14 protein-coding genes are annotated in these 16984 nt (G+C 37.7%); 9 read left to right on the forward strand and 5 right to left on the reverse strand.

Features of this window, described 5'->3' with window-relative positions; all coding sequences use genetic code 11:
• Positions 1-150 precede the first annotated feature (150 nt).
• Positions 151-876, reverse strand: a complete 726-nt coding sequence (locus I6F54_RS10975; RefSeq protein WP_197141376.1) for a cytidylyltransferase domain-containing protein — start codon at positions 874-876, stop codon at positions 151-153.
• A gap of 147 nt (positions 877-1023) precedes the next feature.
• Here I6F54_RS10975 and pseI point away from each other — a divergent pair, with 147 nt between their 5' ends.
• Genes pseI through I6F54_RS10995 form a run of 4 tightly spaced genes read left to right on the forward strand, consistent with a single transcriptional unit; the run spans position 1024 to position 5377 of the window.
• Complete coding sequence (pseI, locus tag I6F54_RS10980; RefSeq protein WP_197141377.1) at positions 1024-2061, forward strand: pseudaminic acid synthase; 1038 nt, start codon at positions 1024-1026, stop codon at positions 2059-2061.
• Positions 2058-2318, forward strand: a complete 261-nt coding sequence (locus I6F54_RS10985) for an acyl carrier protein (protein WP_197141379.1) — start codon at positions 2058-2060, stop codon at positions 2316-2318. Before pseI ends, I6F54_RS10985 begins: the two co-directional genes overlap by 4 nt.
• Positions 2305-3879, forward strand: a complete 1575-nt coding sequence (locus I6F54_RS10990) for a pseudaminic acid biosynthesis protein PseG (protein ID WP_197141381.1) — start codon at positions 2305-2307, stop codon at positions 3877-3879. The genes I6F54_RS10985 and I6F54_RS10990 overlap by 14 nt, the downstream gene beginning before the upstream one ends.
• Positions 3872-5377, forward strand: coding sequence for a class I adenylate-forming enzyme family protein (locus tag I6F54_RS10995; protein WP_197141383.1), 1506 nt, complete (start codon positions 3872-3874; stop codon positions 5375-5377). The genes I6F54_RS10990 and I6F54_RS10995 overlap by 8 nt, the downstream gene beginning before the upstream one ends.
• 274 nt (positions 5378-5651) lie before the next feature.
• On the opposite strand, the gene I6F54_RS11000 is transcribed toward I6F54_RS10995, so the two are convergent.
• The 3 genes from I6F54_RS11000 to pseB are packed head-to-tail and all read right to left on the reverse strand — an operon-like array spanning position 5652 to position 8987.
• Entirely contained in the window at positions 5652-6791 is a 1140-nt protein-coding gene (locus I6F54_RS11000) for a Gfo/Idh/MocA family protein (RefSeq protein ID WP_197141385.1), read from the reverse strand.
• A gap of 19 nt (positions 6792-6810) precedes the next feature.
• A complete protein-coding gene (gene pseC / locus I6F54_RS11005) occupies positions 6811-7971 on the reverse strand; it encodes a UDP-4-amino-4,6-dideoxy-N-acetyl-beta-L-altrosamine transaminase (protein ID WP_197141393.1) in 1161 nt (386 codons plus the stop codon).
• Positions 7972-7985: 14 nt separating this feature from the next.
• Entirely contained in the window at positions 7986-8987 is a 1002-nt protein-coding gene (pseB, locus tag I6F54_RS11010) for a UDP-N-acetylglucosamine 4,6-dehydratase (inverting) (protein WP_197141401.1), read from the reverse strand.
• Positions 8988-9521: 534 nt separating this feature from the next.
• On the opposite strand from pseB, the gene I6F54_RS11015 reads away from it, so the two are divergent.
• Positions 9522-10958 (forward strand): sigma-54 dependent transcriptional regulator, encoded by a 1437-nt coding sequence (locus I6F54_RS11015; RefSeq protein ID WP_197141403.1) that lies wholly within the window; start codon positions 9522-9524, stop codon positions 10956-10958.
• A 338-nt stretch (positions 10959-11296) separates the two neighbouring features.
• Here I6F54_RS11015 and I6F54_RS11020 read toward each other — a convergent pair whose 3' ends face one another.
• A complete protein-coding gene (locus I6F54_RS11020) occupies positions 11297-11878 on the reverse strand; it encodes a DNA-3-methyladenine glycosylase I (RefSeq protein WP_197141405.1) in 582 nt (193 codons plus the stop codon).
• An 81-nt stretch (positions 11879-11959) separates the two neighbouring features.
• Here I6F54_RS11020 and I6F54_RS11025 point away from each other — a divergent pair, with 81 nt between their 5' ends.
• The 4 genes from I6F54_RS11025 (at position 11960) to I6F54_RS11040 (ending at position 16829) form a co-directional block, all read left to right on the forward strand.
• A complete protein-coding gene (locus I6F54_RS11025) occupies positions 11960-13312 on the forward strand; it encodes a DUF4910 domain-containing protein (protein WP_197141407.1) in 1353 nt (450 codons plus the stop codon).
• Between the two features lie 5 nt (positions 13313-13317).
• Positions 13318-14109: a formyltransferase family protein gene (locus I6F54_RS11030; RefSeq protein WP_197141409.1), complete on the forward strand. Its 792-nt coding sequence runs from the start codon at positions 13318-13320 to the stop codon at positions 14107-14109.
• Between the two features lie 144 nt (positions 14110-14253).
• Positions 14254-15366: a sensor histidine kinase gene (locus I6F54_RS11035; RefSeq protein ID WP_007581877.1), complete on the forward strand. Its 1113-nt coding sequence runs from the start codon at positions 14254-14256 to the stop codon at positions 15364-15366.
• The gene (locus I6F54_RS11040; RefSeq protein WP_197141411.1) at positions 15363-16829 is read left to right on the forward strand and encodes a sigma-54-dependent transcriptional regulator; all 1467 of its coding nucleotides are present in this window, start codon (positions 15363-15365) and stop codon (positions 16827-16829) included. The genes I6F54_RS11035 and I6F54_RS11040 overlap by 4 nt, the downstream gene beginning before the upstream one ends.
• Positions 16830-16984 lie beyond the last annotated feature (155 nt).

The following is a 16984-nucleotide window of genomic DNA, read 5'->3' on the forward strand; positions in this document are numbered from 1 at the left end:
AGGTTATAAAAGGCTTACGTTACTTTTTGAATCGCTATCATATCTATCTGAATACATTTCAGTGCTAAAACCAACGCTGATGTTAGTGAGTTTAGATTTTTAACGCAATAATCAATAATAGTTTATGATGTTAAAGCAAATTATGTACCGTTAATTCGATTTTTGTTCAACATGCTTATTAATATTTGAGATATCACTGTGTGTGGTAAGCGCGTATATGAGTTGCTCGTAGCTAAAAGTAGGATCATAATTAAAGTGTTCGTAGAGCGCACATAACATTTTATAATCGTCATGCTCATCAAGGGTTATTCTAAATTGGCTATAGTCAGCTTCTGCGCTTAGATTGAACACACTTAAATTTTTGAATTTATTCATACCTAAAGTAACGTGCTCTCTATCAGCTTTCATAGTCGCTAACTTTGATGTGTACTCTAAAAGAGAAAAACTAAAAATGCATGTGTCTAATCCTCTAGGGAAGCCAGAGTGAGGACCTAAAGAAACAATGTCGAACTGTTTTTTTTCAAATATGCCGATAGCAGTCTGAATCCATTTTGGATCAATAAAAGGGCAGTCACTCGTTAGCCTTATAATAACGTCATCAGCTTTTGCATCAAAAAATTTAGCCGCATTGAAATATCTGCCAAGAACATCTTCTGTATCGCCTCTATAAAATCGAATGTCATTTTTTTGACATATATTGATAATAGGGGCTTCAGTACCATCATTAGTTGTCGCTATTATTATATTACTTTTGAAATTAATTAGCCGATCTAACATGGTTTCTAATATGCTGTTAGTCCCAAATGGTAAAAGAACTTTACCTGGTAGGCGAGAAGAGGTCATCCTAGCTTGGATAATGATATATAATTTACTCATTAAACATTAATTTTTTATTAGTATTTATACGGCTAAAAGATAGCATATTTATACTAACTGTAAAGTATGGGCGTGTTTCTAAGTAAAATCATTTTTATTGGAATGTTTTTTGCTTTTCAACCTCGCTTTTAAATTTGGAGTGAAAACGTGTTCAATTCGGAAATAATTATAAATGGTCAATATGTTGGGCATGACTATCCTTGTTACATTATTGCTGAAATGTCAGCCAATCATGGACAATGCTTAAATAAAGCGAAAGAGCTTGTTCATGCCGCTCATGAAGCCGGTGCAGACGCAATAAAACTGCAAACATACACAGCTGATACATTGACCATGGATTGCAAGCTATCACACTTTGAAGCTACAGGTCCGTGGAAAGGTCAATATTTGCACGATTTATACAGAAAAGCTTTTATGCCGTGGGACTTTCATGCTGAGTTATTTGAGCTAGCAAAAAAACTAGGACTCACCTGTTTTTCGTCACCTTTTGATAAATCGGCGGTGGATTTATTAGAGCAATTTGATGCACCAGCATACAAAATTGCATCGCCAGAATTAATCGATCATCAACTTATAAGAGATGTAGCCGCTACAGGTAAACCAATGATTATCTCCACAGGGGGAGCAACATTAGCTGAAATTGCAGATGCGGTTAAAGTAGCAGCCGATGCAGGAGTGACAGAGTTAGCGTTAATGAAATGTACGAGTACTTACCCAGCACCGGCTGAGTCGATCAATTTAAGAACCATTCCTCATATGCAGCAAGTGTTTGCTTGCCCTGTAGGTCTATCTGACCATACACTAGGAAATGATATACCAATAGCATCAGTTGCTGTCGGTGCGTGCATGATAGAAAAGCATTTTGTTTTAGATAAATCAGATGACACGGCAGATAGCTTTTTCTCAATGACACCAAATGAGTTAAATGCCCTAGTACATGGAGTTAGACAAGTTGAGAAAGCAATGGGGAAAATTGATTATCCGGCAGAATCATCGCAGACCCGCCGTTGTGTTTATATAATCAAAGATATAATAGCAGGTGAGCAATTAACTATGCGTCATCTTAGGCAAATGCGCCCTGGAGGAGGAGAAATAATGCCAAAAGAATTACCGCAACTTATTGGACGCAAGGTCAATAAAACCCTCACGTGCGGTGCTCAGTTATCTTGGAGTGACTTATTATGAATGAGACAAAGCAGGCATTAGTAAAATCTATTCAACAGTTTATTTTTGAAAGAGGCGTTATTATTGAAGATACAGACATTGAAAATTATAATTTTGTTGCTGCTGGGGAGTTAGATTCATTTGAAATACTTAGCCTGATCATGAATTTAGAAACTGAGTTTGATATTTCGGTCCCACCTGAATTATTGGTCAGCCCAGAGAATGCGAAAATAGGTTCTTTAGCGTCTGCATTAATGAAATTAAATGATAGTTATTAGAGTTGATACATTAAATGGCTTGGGTCATTTTATGCGTTGTAAGTGGCTTGCTGTTGAATTAATTACGTTAGGTAACAAAGTTACCCTTATAGCCGATACCGAGATGCCTTTTTCACTTCGTTCAGGTTTACAGGAGATTTTAGTATTACCTAAAGCGAATACTCAACGATGTGATGCAAAAAACTGTTTGAGATTAATAAAAGCACAACACATGGCGGTTGAAAAGGTGATTGTTGATAACTATCACCTTAATCGAGAGTGGGAAGCTGAGATGGCATCTCATGTCCCTATTGTTATTGCGGTAGATGATATTCAAAGAGAGCACTTTGCTAATTTAATTATTGATAGTAAATGGTGTGGCGACTCGACTCAATTTTTGTATAAAAACAAAGTATCAAAACCCCATGCTGTATTTTTAGGGCCAAAATTTGCGATGTTATCTCCTGAATATAGCAAAGCGCCGAGTGTAAAACGGTGTAAAAACCATATTATGTTTTCTCTAGGTGGAGGGGGGGATTGGAGCCAATTAACAATTATAATCGAGTTATTATTAAAATTAGCCCCTCAGCTTAAAGTTGTTGTTATTATAGGGCCAAATGCAGTCTCGACTTCCGGTTTGCAACAACTTTCTAAACGTTTCCAACAACTTAATTTAATTAGCTCAGCTACCTCGTTAAGTCTTTATTATCAATCGTGCTCTTTATTTGTTGGTGCATTGGGTACATCTTTGTATGAACTAGCCGCAACAAAAACACCCGCGTTAACTTTTTCAATTGCACAAAATCAAGAAAACCAACAAGAAGCGTTAGATGATCTAGGACATTATTTTCATATAGACGATCTATTGACGCGTGAGCCTGAACGAGTAGTTAAATTAGTGTTGATATTATTAGAAAACATAGAATGTTTACATAAGTTACGAAAGAGTGCTGCTATTGATATTGATGGGAAAGGCGCTTCAAGAGTTGCAAAATACATTACTGATGAACGCTTTATTAGCAACGTAACTGAAATTTCGAATTCGCAAACAGCGTTCGAACATCAGTACATAGCAGACAATATAACCATAAGAAAGGTAACTGATAGGGATATTAATACCTATTTGGCAGCAAGGAATTTACCGAATAATACGTGGCGTATGACAATTACTGAAAAGATTGACCCAATAGAACATATTTGTTGGTGGTTTTCAAACTCGCGTGAGTCTTTTGTTATAGAGGATGAAGGACAGCCTTTGCTATATATTTGGCATCAGCTTTATAAATATGAGAATCAAAGTTACTTAATTGGAGGCTGGTTCGCTGCAAGTGATAAAGTTAACTTTGCACATGCTCAGCTAGCATTGCATTGGCAACTAAAAGAAACCGATAAAAATCACCCTGATGTAACGTGGTTAGCGGTCATTAATAAACAGAATAAATTTGTGAATTTGTTAAACCAACGCGCTGGATTCACTTCTATTAAAGGTGATGATGTAAAAATTGCTGCTACTCAATTTTTATTTCCAAACGCTACCGATACTGAGTTTAACTTTGTGGCAAGAGGTAACGCACATGAGTAAAGGTATTTACGATCGTTTCGCTGATAATGTACAACATACTCCTAGTAAAGTAGCTGTTGTTTTTATGAAGCAAAGCGTCACTTATAGAGAATTAAATCAGCAAGTTTTAAAGTTAGAAAGCCACTTTTTAAAGAATGGAATGCGTGAAGGCCAACGTGTTGCCCTTTTTGCTCCAAACGGTATTGAGTTTGTTGTCGCATTACTTGCAGTCGCTAAATTAGGTTTTGCTGTTGTTCCTCTGCCAGTTAGTTTGAAAGGACAAGCGTTAATTACGGCATTGAAAAAAACACCCGTTACGATGGTCATTGCATGGCCAACGATCAGTAAGGTTATATTGAAAGCGAATATAATAGCGTCCCAAAATGTGATTACTTTAGGTCAGAAAGTAGCTGATGAACCGACATGGGAGGATATTCAATTATCTAATGAAAAGTATGCTATAAAAAATACTATAGATTTAAATGCCCCGTTTATTATTACGATGACATCGGGATCTACAGGGCAACCTAAACCGATTATTTTGAGTCAGGCATGCAAAATTAATCGCGCATATAATGCAACGATTAACCGCTATAATCTTACTTCCCAAGACGTTATTCTGGTTGCGACACCTATGTATCATTCACTTGCTCAAAGAGGGGTCTTAATGCCTTTGATGCTCGGTTCTACCTCCATCATATTACCTAAATTTAATTTAAAGCACTGGCTTGATGCGGTGGAAACGTATCGAGTGAGTTTTTTATTCGCCGTTTCAGCTCAACTTGAAAGTCTTGTTAAATACGGTGTTGGTGACTCTAATTTAGATTCTTTAAAGTGCGTTGTATCTTCATCTGCAGTCTTAGAAGAACTCACTAAGAAAAAGCTATTATCCCTTTTGCCATGTAGATTTCATGAATGTTATGGTGCTTCAGAAGTAGGTGTTGTGACTGACTTTGCTGTATCTGAAAAGCCAGAGCAAAGTGGCAGTGTAGGACAGGCTCTTTCATTTGTTTCGTTAAAAATAATGGACAATAAAGGACGAGAGTTAGCGCACAATGAAATAGGGGAAATATGTTGTAAAACAAGTACTTTATTTAACGGTTACCTTGAAATGCAAGCACAAACAAAGAATGCATTTTATCTAGATGGCTTTTTTAGAACGGGAGATTTAGGGTATATTGATACAGAGGCCTTCCTTTATTACGTGGGACGAAAAAAAGAAATAATTTCCAGTGGAGGCATAAATGTATTTCCTCAAGATATTGAAACAGTAGTGAAATCTATCGAAGGTATAGCAGAGTGTGTTGCTTTTGGTGTTAATGACGATACATTAGGTGAAGTTATAAAGCTTATTTATGAACAATCAAGTGAACAAAGCTTAGAGAAAGATATAAGAAAAGTATGTTTGAGTGAGCTCACAGATTACCAACAACCAAGGTTTTTAGAGCGCGTATTGTCATTGCCAAGAAATGCGATGGGTAAGGTACTGAGAAATGATGCAAAACGTCAGTATAGTTAGCATCATTTACCTTTCGAAATTGAATTTACAGGGCTCTATTTAGGCAATGAAGAACCTATGGAGTGTAGTTGATTTGCCAATAAAGGCGATTACGCAGTATAAATGCCAAGCAGGTATAGCCCTTGGGTGTTTTCAAGAACCATTTATTCTTCGCTAATCGTTTTAGGTCATTAGAATACAACCTCACTCCGCGGTTATATAGCCCGTTAATTCCCCTATACAGGCAAGCTTCAATCAGTGCTCGTCAACATGCCCTTGTGTAATAGTTGAAAAGTTAAAGTATCACCTTTTGCCAGTTTCCTTCTTCAGCTGATCGCTTTGCAGCCTCAAACAGGGCAAGCCCGTGTTGTGCTTGTTCAAAACCAAAAACATATTCAGAGTTTTCTTTATTCGCGTGTATATGAGCGTGAAGCGCTTTTGCTATGTCAGCATATAAGTTTGCAAATGCTTCAATAAAGCCTGTTGGATGCCCAGGTTTCATACGATTGTAACGGAGTTGGTTCGCATACTGGCATTGGCCTGCTCGATCTAAAATCTCTCGTCGGCCATCATTGTAATTCAATTCAAGCTCATCAGGATTTAGCTGAAACCATTTAGCACTCCCTTTAGTGCCATAAACCCGAACAGATAAACCATTTCGGTGGCCAATTGCCGTTTTTGACATCCACATTGACCCAACTACACCTCCAGGATATTTTAATAACATATTTACATCGTCAATCAAGTTATCAAATTCGGAATGATTTGCGAACTGAGCACATGTAGACTCAGGCTCTATTTCTAATAAATAACTAGATAAATGATGGAGATGGACGCCTAAATCGAGACAAATAGTAGGTACATCATAGTCTTTTAATCGCCATTTTTGAGGTGAACTAGGTTTACCTGCTATATCGGGTGGGCGTTTAAACCCCTCTTGTGGCATTTCTAGATGAATCTTTTGGATATCACCGATTTGACCGTGGGCTATAATGTGCTTTAACTCTCGGACCATAGCATAGCCGCTATAGTTAAAAGTAACAGCGAGAAAATGGTGATTGGAATCATAAATAGCGTCAATTTTTTTAGTGTCATCTACACCGCAGGTTAATGATTTTTCGCAAATAATAGGTATGTTTTTTGATAAAAGTTGGAGTATGACTTCTGTATGGTGAGGTGTTGGCGTTAACACGACAACAGCATCAATTTTTGATTTTTCAGCATCAATCATTGTTTGCCAGCAAGTATAAACCCGCTCCTTTGGAATATTCCAGTTTTCAGCAGTTTGCAGGTTAACCTCTTTATTACGGCTAAATGCACCTGCTACTACTTGGAATTTATTATCTAAATGAGCAGCTGAAAAGTGAACATAACCTACGGCTGAGTTATTACCCCCGCCAATAAAAGCTATTTTTAATGGAGATTTGTTATCCATACTTACACCTTAGTTGTAATTATTGTTTTACTAAGTAATTTTTTAGCGTTTGTATTACTTTATCTTGTTGTTCAGGAGTTAAAGTAGGGTGCAGCGGTAGTGTTATTGCCTGCTTATAAAAACGCTCTGCATTTGGAAAGTCACTTAACTTAAACCCTAAGTTTTTATAATAGGGTTGTAAATGAATGGGAATATAGTGCACATGGGCATTTATACCACACTCTCTCATATGGCAAATGACTGATTTATGATGTTTAGAGTCTGAATTAACTAAACGCATAATATACAAATGATAACTCGAGTAGTGATTTACAGATTGCTTTAAGTGTACTAAGTTCGAATGGGTTAAAGTGTCATTGTATACATTAGCAATGTCATTGCGCTTTATAATAAATTCATCAAGCTTACTCAGTTGACTAAGGCCAAGTGCTGCTTGTATATCGGTCATTCTATAATTAAAGCCAAGCTCTATTTGTTGATAATACCAAGGGCCGTGGCTTGGCTCTGTCATTTCTACTGGCTCGGATGTGATACCGTGGCTTCTTAATCTTTTTAAACGTTTTGCTAACTGCTCACTATTGGTGACGGCCATACCGCCCTCAGCACTTGTAATAATTTTTACAGGGTGAAAGCTAAACACAGTAATATCTGAGAATTCACAACATCCAACCGGTTTGCCTAAATACTTAGCACCAATAGCGTGAGAGGCATCTTCTATAATTTTAAAGTCATATTTTTTCGCAAGTCGATGAATCGATTGCATATCGCATGATTGACCCGCTAAATGAACGGGGATTACCACCTTAGGTAAACAGTGGCTTTGCTCTGCCAGAATCAATTTCTTTTCGAGTTCAGCGACTGAGATATTGCCGGTGTCTAAATCAATATCAACAAAATCAATTTTTGCTCCACAATATAAAGCACAATTTGCGGAGGCAACGAATGAAATAGGGGACGTCCAGACGATATCATTGTGGCTAACATCAAGGGCTAAACATGCGATATGTAAAGCCGATGTCGCACTATTTGTGGCACAGGCGTGGTTAGCATTACAATAATTAGCTATAGCAGATTCAAATTCGGGAACTTTTGGGCCTTGAGTGAGCCAGTCTGACTTTAAAACATCGACAACAGCGTCTATATCATCTTGTGAAACTGATTGCTTACCGTATGGGATCATTTAATTTCTTCTTATTAAACTAATGCTTGGATATTGAATTCTTTAATTTCTTTAAGAGTCATATAGTGTGAATTATGCAATGAGTTATACTCAAATCCTTGCTCAACTTTATCACCTTTTTCACCGAGTGCGTTTATAGTAAAGTCATTACTTCGACTGCTAAACTTGATTCCAGGTGCTATAACAAAATGGTCATTGTATTCATAAGTCTCAAAGCATAAATCAGCAGGGCACATTACTTCATGCAATTTTTCACCAGGACGAATACCGATAATTTTAATTGGTAAGTCAGGTGCCATTGCTTTAGCTAAGTCGGTAATACGAATAGAAGGAATCTTAGGAACGAAAATTTCACCGCCTAACATACGCTCAAAGTTAGTTAATACAAAATCTACACCTTGCTGAAGGTTTATCCAAAAACGAGTCATTTCTTCATGAGTGATTGGAATATGATCTCGTTTTTCATTAATGAATTTTTGAAAAAGAGGAACTACAGAGCCGCGAGAACAAACCACATTGCCATAACGTACAACAGAGAATGTTGTGCGATTGCCGCCTGCTATATTATTAGCGGCAACAAATAATTTGTCTGATGCCAATTTAGTTGCACCGTATAAATTTATTGGGTTAGCTGCCTTATCTGTAGACAATGCAATTACTTTTTCAACATCATTATCAAGGGCTGCATCAATAACATTTTCAGCTCCGTTAATATTAGTTTTAATACATTCCATCGGATTGTATTCGGCAGCAGGTACCTGCTTTAACGCTGCAGCATGAATAACGTAGTTCACTCCACGCATTGCGCGAATTAACCTGCCTTTATCTCTTACATCGCCAATAAAATAACGCATACAAGGCTGATCGAACTCTTGTTGCATTTCAAATTGCTTAAGCTCATCTCGTGAAAAAATAATTATTTTTTTAGGATTGTAGCGCTCAAGGAGCGTTTTTACGTATCTTTTTCCAAATGAACCAGTACCGCCAGTGATTAAAATTGTTTTATTATTGAACATAGTACTACCCGGGTTATTTATTATTGGCATTTTATTACACGTAATCGTAAATTTTTAATACATATCTCAATACTTTAACTACTAAGCAAGCAAAGTGCCAAGTTAATTTAGTAAAATGGTGATACAAAGTATGGGGATTGGTAAATCAAGGTACAATTTAATCAGTTAAAATCATAGTGGCTATGATAATACTTTATAGCTACAAGCTAAGACTTTAAATCAAATAAAGCAGAGTGATAATAAATTTAGAGGCTAATAAACTATTCGAAAAGTAGATTCTGCTTCAGATGATACAAAGAGAGTTTTTAGAAAAATCTATCTTTTTCTATTAACAACCAAAACAATAGATAGAACCTATTTTAGATTGCTTTAGCTTTTGCACTTGATAATTAATTCTTAAGTATGATTGATTTAACTAGCCCGTCTGTTTTTTGGCGTTTATGTCAAAAAACTGCCGCTATCACTTGCATCCATGCTGAACTGGCTTACAATTTAACTAATTATACAAATTAGTGAAAGTACGGCTCGCTAAATATGATCTTGATTTTAGATAATAATAACAACCGCGCAATAGGATTAAATGCTTCACTTGGCTTTATTGGTGAAGCTGTTCAACTATTAAGCGAAGACTGCTTTGAACAAGAATGCAAAAAATATCAGCAGCAAGAATGCATGATTATTTTAGGAGCGTTGCAATCACTTGACCACGAAAGCTTAATTAAACGCTATCCAACATTACCGTTTTTATTAATTGGCGAAACGCTAAAACCACTATTAAGTATAGCTAATGTGGTAGGGCTTATTTGCGAGCCATTTAATCACGAAGTGACAACTCAGTTACTTCACGATTGCCAGCAGTATCAGCGTATGCTGCCTAATGAGCATAAGCATACTAAACCACATAAAATTTTTGATGGACTTGTTGGTGAAACAGAGGCCGTAAAAGATGTTCGCTTTTTAATTGAACAAGTGGCAAAAACCGACGCTAATGTTTTAATTTTAGGCGAATCAGGCACAGGTAAAGAAGTGGTTGCCCGTAATGTACACCTGCTTTCAAAGCGTATTAATGGACCGTTTGTGCCTGTTAACTGTGGTGCTATTCCGGCTGAACTGCTCGAAAGCGAGCTATTTGGCCACGAAAAAGGCGCATTTACTGGTGCTATATCGGCTCGTAAAGGGCGGTTTGAACTAGCTCAAGGCGGGACGCTATTTTTAGATGAAATAGGCGATATGCCACTGCAAATGCAAGTTAAGTTGCTGCGAGTATTGCAAGAACGCAGTTACGAGCGTGTTGGTGGTACAAAGGCTATTCAGGCTGATGTACGCGTTATTGCAGCCACACATCGTAATCTTGAAACAATGATTGAAGAGGGCAGTTTTAGGGAGGATTTATATTACCGCTTAAATGTATTTCCTATCGAAAACCCATCGCTGAGTGAACGTGCTGATGATATTCCGCTGCTTTTAAAAGAGTTAATGCGCCGTGTTAACGACCAAACAGGTTCTACCGCTAAGTTTACCGAGCGCGCAGTTGAGAGCTTAAAAGAACATGCTTGGCCTGGTAATATTCGTGAGCTTGCTAACTTAGTGGAACGTATGGTTATTATGTTTCCTGAAAAAGTGGTTGACATTCCTGATTTACCTAACAAATATCGTTACATTGAAGTTGAAGCGTACGAGCCAGAATACCCTGAAGAGTTAATGGAAAAAGACGCCTTTAACGATATATTTAGCACCGGTTTTAGTGATTACGAAAGTGAGCCAGACGCTGAGTTTAGCCAAACGGGTAGTGGGCTATTACCAGATGATGGTATTGAACTTAAAGACTACTTAGCCGAGCTTGAAATTAGCTTAATTACCCAAGCGTTAGAGCGCTATGATTACGTTGTAGCTCGCGCTGCAGAAATACTAGGTGTACGCAGAACAACACTCGTTGAGAAAATGAAAAAGTATAATCTTTCAAGAGATTAAGGTTTAAAAGCAGCTGTCAGTGTTTAGTTATAAATTGGCCAAACACAGTAGATAAATAACCCCTCGTTTTGTAGGTGCGGTTTTATACCGCACTTTACTTAAAAAATATTAGCAAGAGCGCGAAGTAAATTCGCACCTACACGGTTTTTACTTTTGTTGTAGACGCTAGATTTCCTCGCGTGAAAAGCGTAGCTTTTAATCATTTAAATAAAGCGTTATTTCACAAAGAGAAAAATGAGGGTAAATGAGAAACCATAGTCAACTTACGCGTTACTTCTCTAAAGCGCAGCGTCTCTTAACCTCTTTGTGAACAAATCACTTTTATGGTTATAAATCAATTACCTACTAAAAGCTTTAATGATTTCTTCTTTTCTAAAACAATCATTACTGTGATCGTTAACCATACCGCAGGCCTGCATGTGAGCATAAATCGTTGTTGGTCCTAAAAACTTAAAACCCCGTTTTTTTAAATCTTTCGCAAATGCGGTTGATGCTTCTGTAATTGCTGGGTAGTCCTCAATGCTATTTAAATTACTTATAATCGGCTTATTGTTCACAAACTGCCACTGGTAGTTACTAAAACTTCCAAATTCTTCTTGTATTTCTATAAAGCATTTTGCATTGTTAACGGTTGCCGCAATTTTTAAGCGGTTGCGCACTATGCCCTCATTAAGCATTAATTTCTCAACGTCGTCTTGTGTGAATTGTGCCACTTTTTGTACGTCAAAATTAGCAAATGCTTTTTTATAACCGCTGCGTTTTTTTAAAATTGTGTACCAGCTTAAGCCAGCTTGCGCGGATTCAAGCGTGATAAATTCAAACAGTTTTGTATCATCATAAAGGGGGACGCCCCATTCTTCATCATGGTAAATAACGTAGTCGGGTTTAATGGTGTCGAGCCAAGGACAGCGATGTATCATTATAATGTCTCATTTTATTATTTTATACTTAGAAACCATTATATAGTATGGTTTTAATTTTTAATTTCGTTAAGGATAATTATGGCTCCATATGTACCTCAAAGTAAGCAAGTTAGAACTGCGGAGTATGCGTTATTAGATCGGACATTCGATGATTTATTTCCTATTTGCCGCTCTATCACAGGTGTTGGTTTAGAGCGTTCGCTAAAATATTTTCAAACATTAATGCCGCTACAAATAGAGACAGTACCTTCCGGTACTCAAGTATTTGATTGGACAGTCCCTCCCTCATGGTTGTTTAAAAGAGCAAGGCTTTGGGGGCCTGATGGCACGTTAATATGCGATACAGAGATACAAAATTTACACGTGGTAAATTATTCTGAGCCAGTAGATATGGATATTGAATTTGAGCAGCTTATAGAGCACTTACACACTATTGCAGATCTACCTACAGCAATTCCTTATGTTACTAGCTATTACAATAAAACATGGGGCTTTTGCCTAGCTTTTGATGAGTTTAAAAAGCTGAAAGCAGGCACATATAAAGTATTGATCGAAAGTACATTCGATAATAATGGAGGAGTCCCTTTTGCTCAAGGAGTACTCAGTGGGGAGAGTGATAAGGAAATTCTTTTAACAAGTTATTTATGTCATCCCTCTATGGCGAATAATGAATTAAGTGGCCCATTAGTGTTACTTGGTCTATTTAATCGAATAAAGAACTGGCCAAAAAGACGGTTTAGTTATCGCTTTGTATTAAACCCTGAAACGATAGGTTCACTGTGTTTTTTATATAAATACCATGAACATTTAAAAGTCAATTTGGAGGCCGGTCTTATTTTAACTTGTTTAGGTGGCCCAAATGAAAAAATGAGGTACAAAGCGAGTAAACGTAAAAATACATTATTTGATAAATTACTCGATATGGAATGCCCCAATAAATGGGTGACAATTCCATTTTCTCCTTTAAATGGATCGGATGAAAGGCAATATTGTGCACCAGGCTTTAATCTTCCAATGGGGCAAGTGAGCCGAACCAGCTATGGGAATTATAGCGGATACCACAATTCATTAGATGATAAAGAGTTTATGGATATTAATGCTGTCATAGCATCTATTGATGAAATTGAATCGTTACTTATTAAAGCTGAATATGGTGGAAAGGTAACTAACTTATGCCCGTTTGGTGAGCCGCAATTAGGTAAAAGAGGTTTGTATCCGAATTTGAACTCACATCTTAGTAACCAAAAATCAAGTGACTCCATGTTAGATGGGCGTGAAGAGCTTAATGCAATTTTAACTATTTTAAGCGAAGCTGATGGCACAAAAGATATGGCTGATATCGCACTAGCTATGGATATGAGCTTATTTGAACTAACTAGTATTATTAATAAGTTAGAGAGTCATGGGTTAATCGAATTTAATAAGGAATAAAAGTGATGAGTATTGTTTTTATATGTGGATCTCATCCACGGCATGCTTATATTGCGAAGGTACTCGCAGAAACAGGTTATTTAAAGCATTTAATTATTGAAACGAGAGAAGAGCACGTACCTTCTCCACCGGATTCATTGAGCGAAGAATTAAAAGTATTATTTAATCATCACTTTAGAGAGAGAAGCCGCGTTGAAACATTATTTTTTGGGAAAACAGTATGGCCTAATGTGCCAATAACGAAAGTAACAAAAAATGAACTTGATTCGGCACAAGTAAAAGAAATCATAGCTAAGCATGCAACTACCCTTTTAATTTCTTATGGTTGTCATAAGTTGAGTACTGATACTTTGAGTAATGCAACAAAACATAAGTGGAATTGCCATGGTGGTCTCTCTCCTTGGTATAAAGGAGCTATCACTCATTTTTGGCCTAGTTACTTATTAGAACCACAAATGACAGGAATGACTGTTCATAAACTAACTCAAGAGCTTGATGGTGGCGAAATTATACATCAATGCGTATCGCCTTTAGTGAGAGGTGATACGCTTCATAAATTAGCGGCGAGAGCTGTCGTTGAGTTATCAAAAGAATTGCCACAACTTGTTAAGTTAGCGATAGAGAAAGAAGAGATCCCCTCTAAAGTAAATAATAGTAGTGGTATGCTTTGGCGATCTGCACAGTGGTATCCTCATCATCTGGAAGTTATATATAAGCATTTTGAAGATAAAATTGTTGATGCATATTTAGATAATAAACTTATAAATAAAGAACCAGAACTATTTAGACAGTTCTAATATATCTTAAAATATAATGTTTAGAATGTTAGTGTCATTTTTTCGGCGTCTTAAAATTACTGTAATTCAATGAAATTAAAGGTAATTAAATTTGGTACAAATTGTGCAGTAGTCAGGTATAGATGTTTTTATTGAGATTTGATTATGGCCCTTGCTAGCGTGCTAAAACCACAGTTTTTTTCTGCAAATCAGTATAACCCATGTTTACTTCAAGAGGAGTACATTGGTGAATTAAGCGATCTGCGCAAGCAAGCAAGTTGGCTTTCGCATTTGGTTGATACCATGCCAGCAGGCGTGGTTGTACTTGATGGCAAAGGGTTGATTGCAAAAGCGAATCAAATAGCGATTGATATGCTTGGTGAGCCACTTGAAGGCGAACGCTGGTTTAACGTAATTCAGCGCTCTTTTAGGCCACATCAAGATGATGGTCATGAAGTGTCTTTAAAAGACGGGCGCTTAATAAAACTTGATATTACAGCTTTAGCACCAGAGCCTGGGCAACTTATTTTAATGACGGATTTAACCGAAACTCGCCGCTTACAAAAACGTGTTGCACATATGCAGCGATTAAGCGCGCTGGGCAAAATGGTTGCATCATTAGCGCACCAAGTACGTACGCCGCTCTCAGCCGCTATGCTGTACGCTGCTAATTTAGGGTCTAAGCGCTTACCCGAAGCATCTCGCGATAACTTTCAAACAAAGTTAATGTCGCGTTTAAAAGATTTAGAAACTCAAGTGAACGACATGCTGTTATTTGCTAAAAGTGGCGATCAGCAAGTTGTTGAGCAAGTTTCAATGCAGCAGCTTTTAACAGAAGTTAAAGCGGGCGCTGATGCGATGGTCGCACTTAATGAAAGTGAGCTGGATGTAAGCTTACCAGAACCCGATATACAAATAGTTGGTAATAAAACGGCATTGGCCAGTGCTATTCAAAATCTTGTGCACAATAGTATTCAAGTTATCGGCGGCGGTGCAAAAGTAAAAATTAGCGCACAAAGAGATTTAAAAGATTTAGATATGGTTCGTATTAGTGTGAGCGACAATGGCCCCGGTGTTGATTTAAGCCAAAGCGATAAAATTTTTGAACCATTTTTTACTACAAAAAGTCAGGGCACAGGTTTAGGACTTGCTGTAGTGAGTTCGGTAGCTAGTGCGCACCAAGGCCGTGTTGATGTGACCAATAATACGCAGGGTGGTGCCTGCTTTAGCTTGTTACTGCCTATTAAGGCAACATCTAAACTAGAGGGTTCATTATGAGTAACACTATTTTAGTTGTCGAAGATGACGCTGGGCTTCGTGAAGCCTTAATAGATACCCTTGAAATGTCGGGTATTGAATGTGTTGCAGCTAACAGTGCTGAGCAAGCAATGTTACTGCTTAAAAAAGAACAATTTTCGCTTGTTGTAAGCGACGTGCAAATGGGCGCAATGAGTGGACTTGATTTACTACGCAGTATTAAATTAAACCACCCTGATTTACCTGTATTGATGATGACGGCGTACGCCACAATTGACGATGCGGTAGAAGCCATGCGCCTAGGTGCAATTGACTACATGGCTAAACCATTTGCACCTGAAGTGCTGTTAAATATGGTGAGCCGTTATTTGCCTGAAAAAGCAAAAGAAACCGACGGACCTATTGTTGCCGACCCAACTAGTATTCAATTATTGGAGCTTGCGAGTAAAGTCGCACGCTCTGATGCAAGTGTAATGGTACTTGGCCCAAGTGGTTCAGGTAAGGAAGTACTCGCTCGTTATATTCATGATAAGTCGAGCCGATGTAATGAGCCTTTTGTAGCGATTAACTGCGCGGCTATTCCTGAAAACATGCTCGAAGCCACGTTATTTGGTTACGAAAAAGGAGCTTTTACGGGCGCGATTCAAGCATGTCCGGGTAAGTTTGAGCAAGCACAAGGCGGTACTATTTTACTTGATGAAATTACTGAGATGGACTTAGGGCTACAAGCTAAACTTTTACGCGTACTGCAAGAGCGTGAAGTAGAGCGTTTAGGGGGTCGTAAAACAATCCAGCTCGATGTACGTATTTTGGCAACCAGTAATCGTGATTTAAAAGAAGCCGTGTCTGAAAATCAGTTTAGAGAAGATTTATATTACAGGCTTAATGTTTTTCCACTAATGTGGCGTCCATTGTGCCAACGCCCTGGCGATATTATTGTATTGGCTAAGCATTTAATTGAGCGCCATATAAGTAAAAGCAAAGAGCCTATGGCGTATTTAGATAAAGCTGCCGAGCAAAAGTTACTGGCTCACGCGTGGCCTGGTAATGTGCGCGAACTTGATAACGTTATACAGCGTGCACTTATATTGCGAAGTGGCGATACAATAAACGAGCATGCTATTTTTATCGAAAACTTAGTATCTAATAACTTTGTTATGGAGCCATCATTGGCACCAGCGCAAACAGTATCGCCAACAGAATTAGCTCACGCAGATAAAGGTGTTGATAAAAGCACGTTAAGCTCTGCATATTATGATGAAAAATCGCATGTTGAGGTTGAACCTAAGCAAGGCTTACTAGCGGCGGATACCGGTAGTTATAAAGATGAGCTTAAAGACAAAGAGCATCGCATTATTTTAGAAACCCTTGCACGTTGCCAAGGCAAGCGTAAAGACGTTGCCGAAACGTTGGGCATAAGCCCACGAACTTTACGTTATAAACTAGCGCAAATGCGCGATTTAGGTATTTCACTTCCTGTATAGCCTCCTATAAACCCTAAGTTTGCGTTGCGAACTTAGGGTTGTCAAAACTCTGACTAACACAAATTAAAGTTAACCTATTGTATTTTAATGATTAATTATTTGGCATGCTTTGTGCTTTATTACTTGTAAGAGTTCACTGCGTGTCAGAGATAAAT

Origin of the sequence: Pseudoalteromonas sp. SWXJZ10B, from assembly GCF_015864475.1 — a bacterium.
In the GTDB taxonomy this organism is placed as follows: Bacteria; Pseudomonadota; Gammaproteobacteria; order Enterobacterales; family Alteromonadaceae; genus Pseudoalteromonas; species Pseudoalteromonas arctica.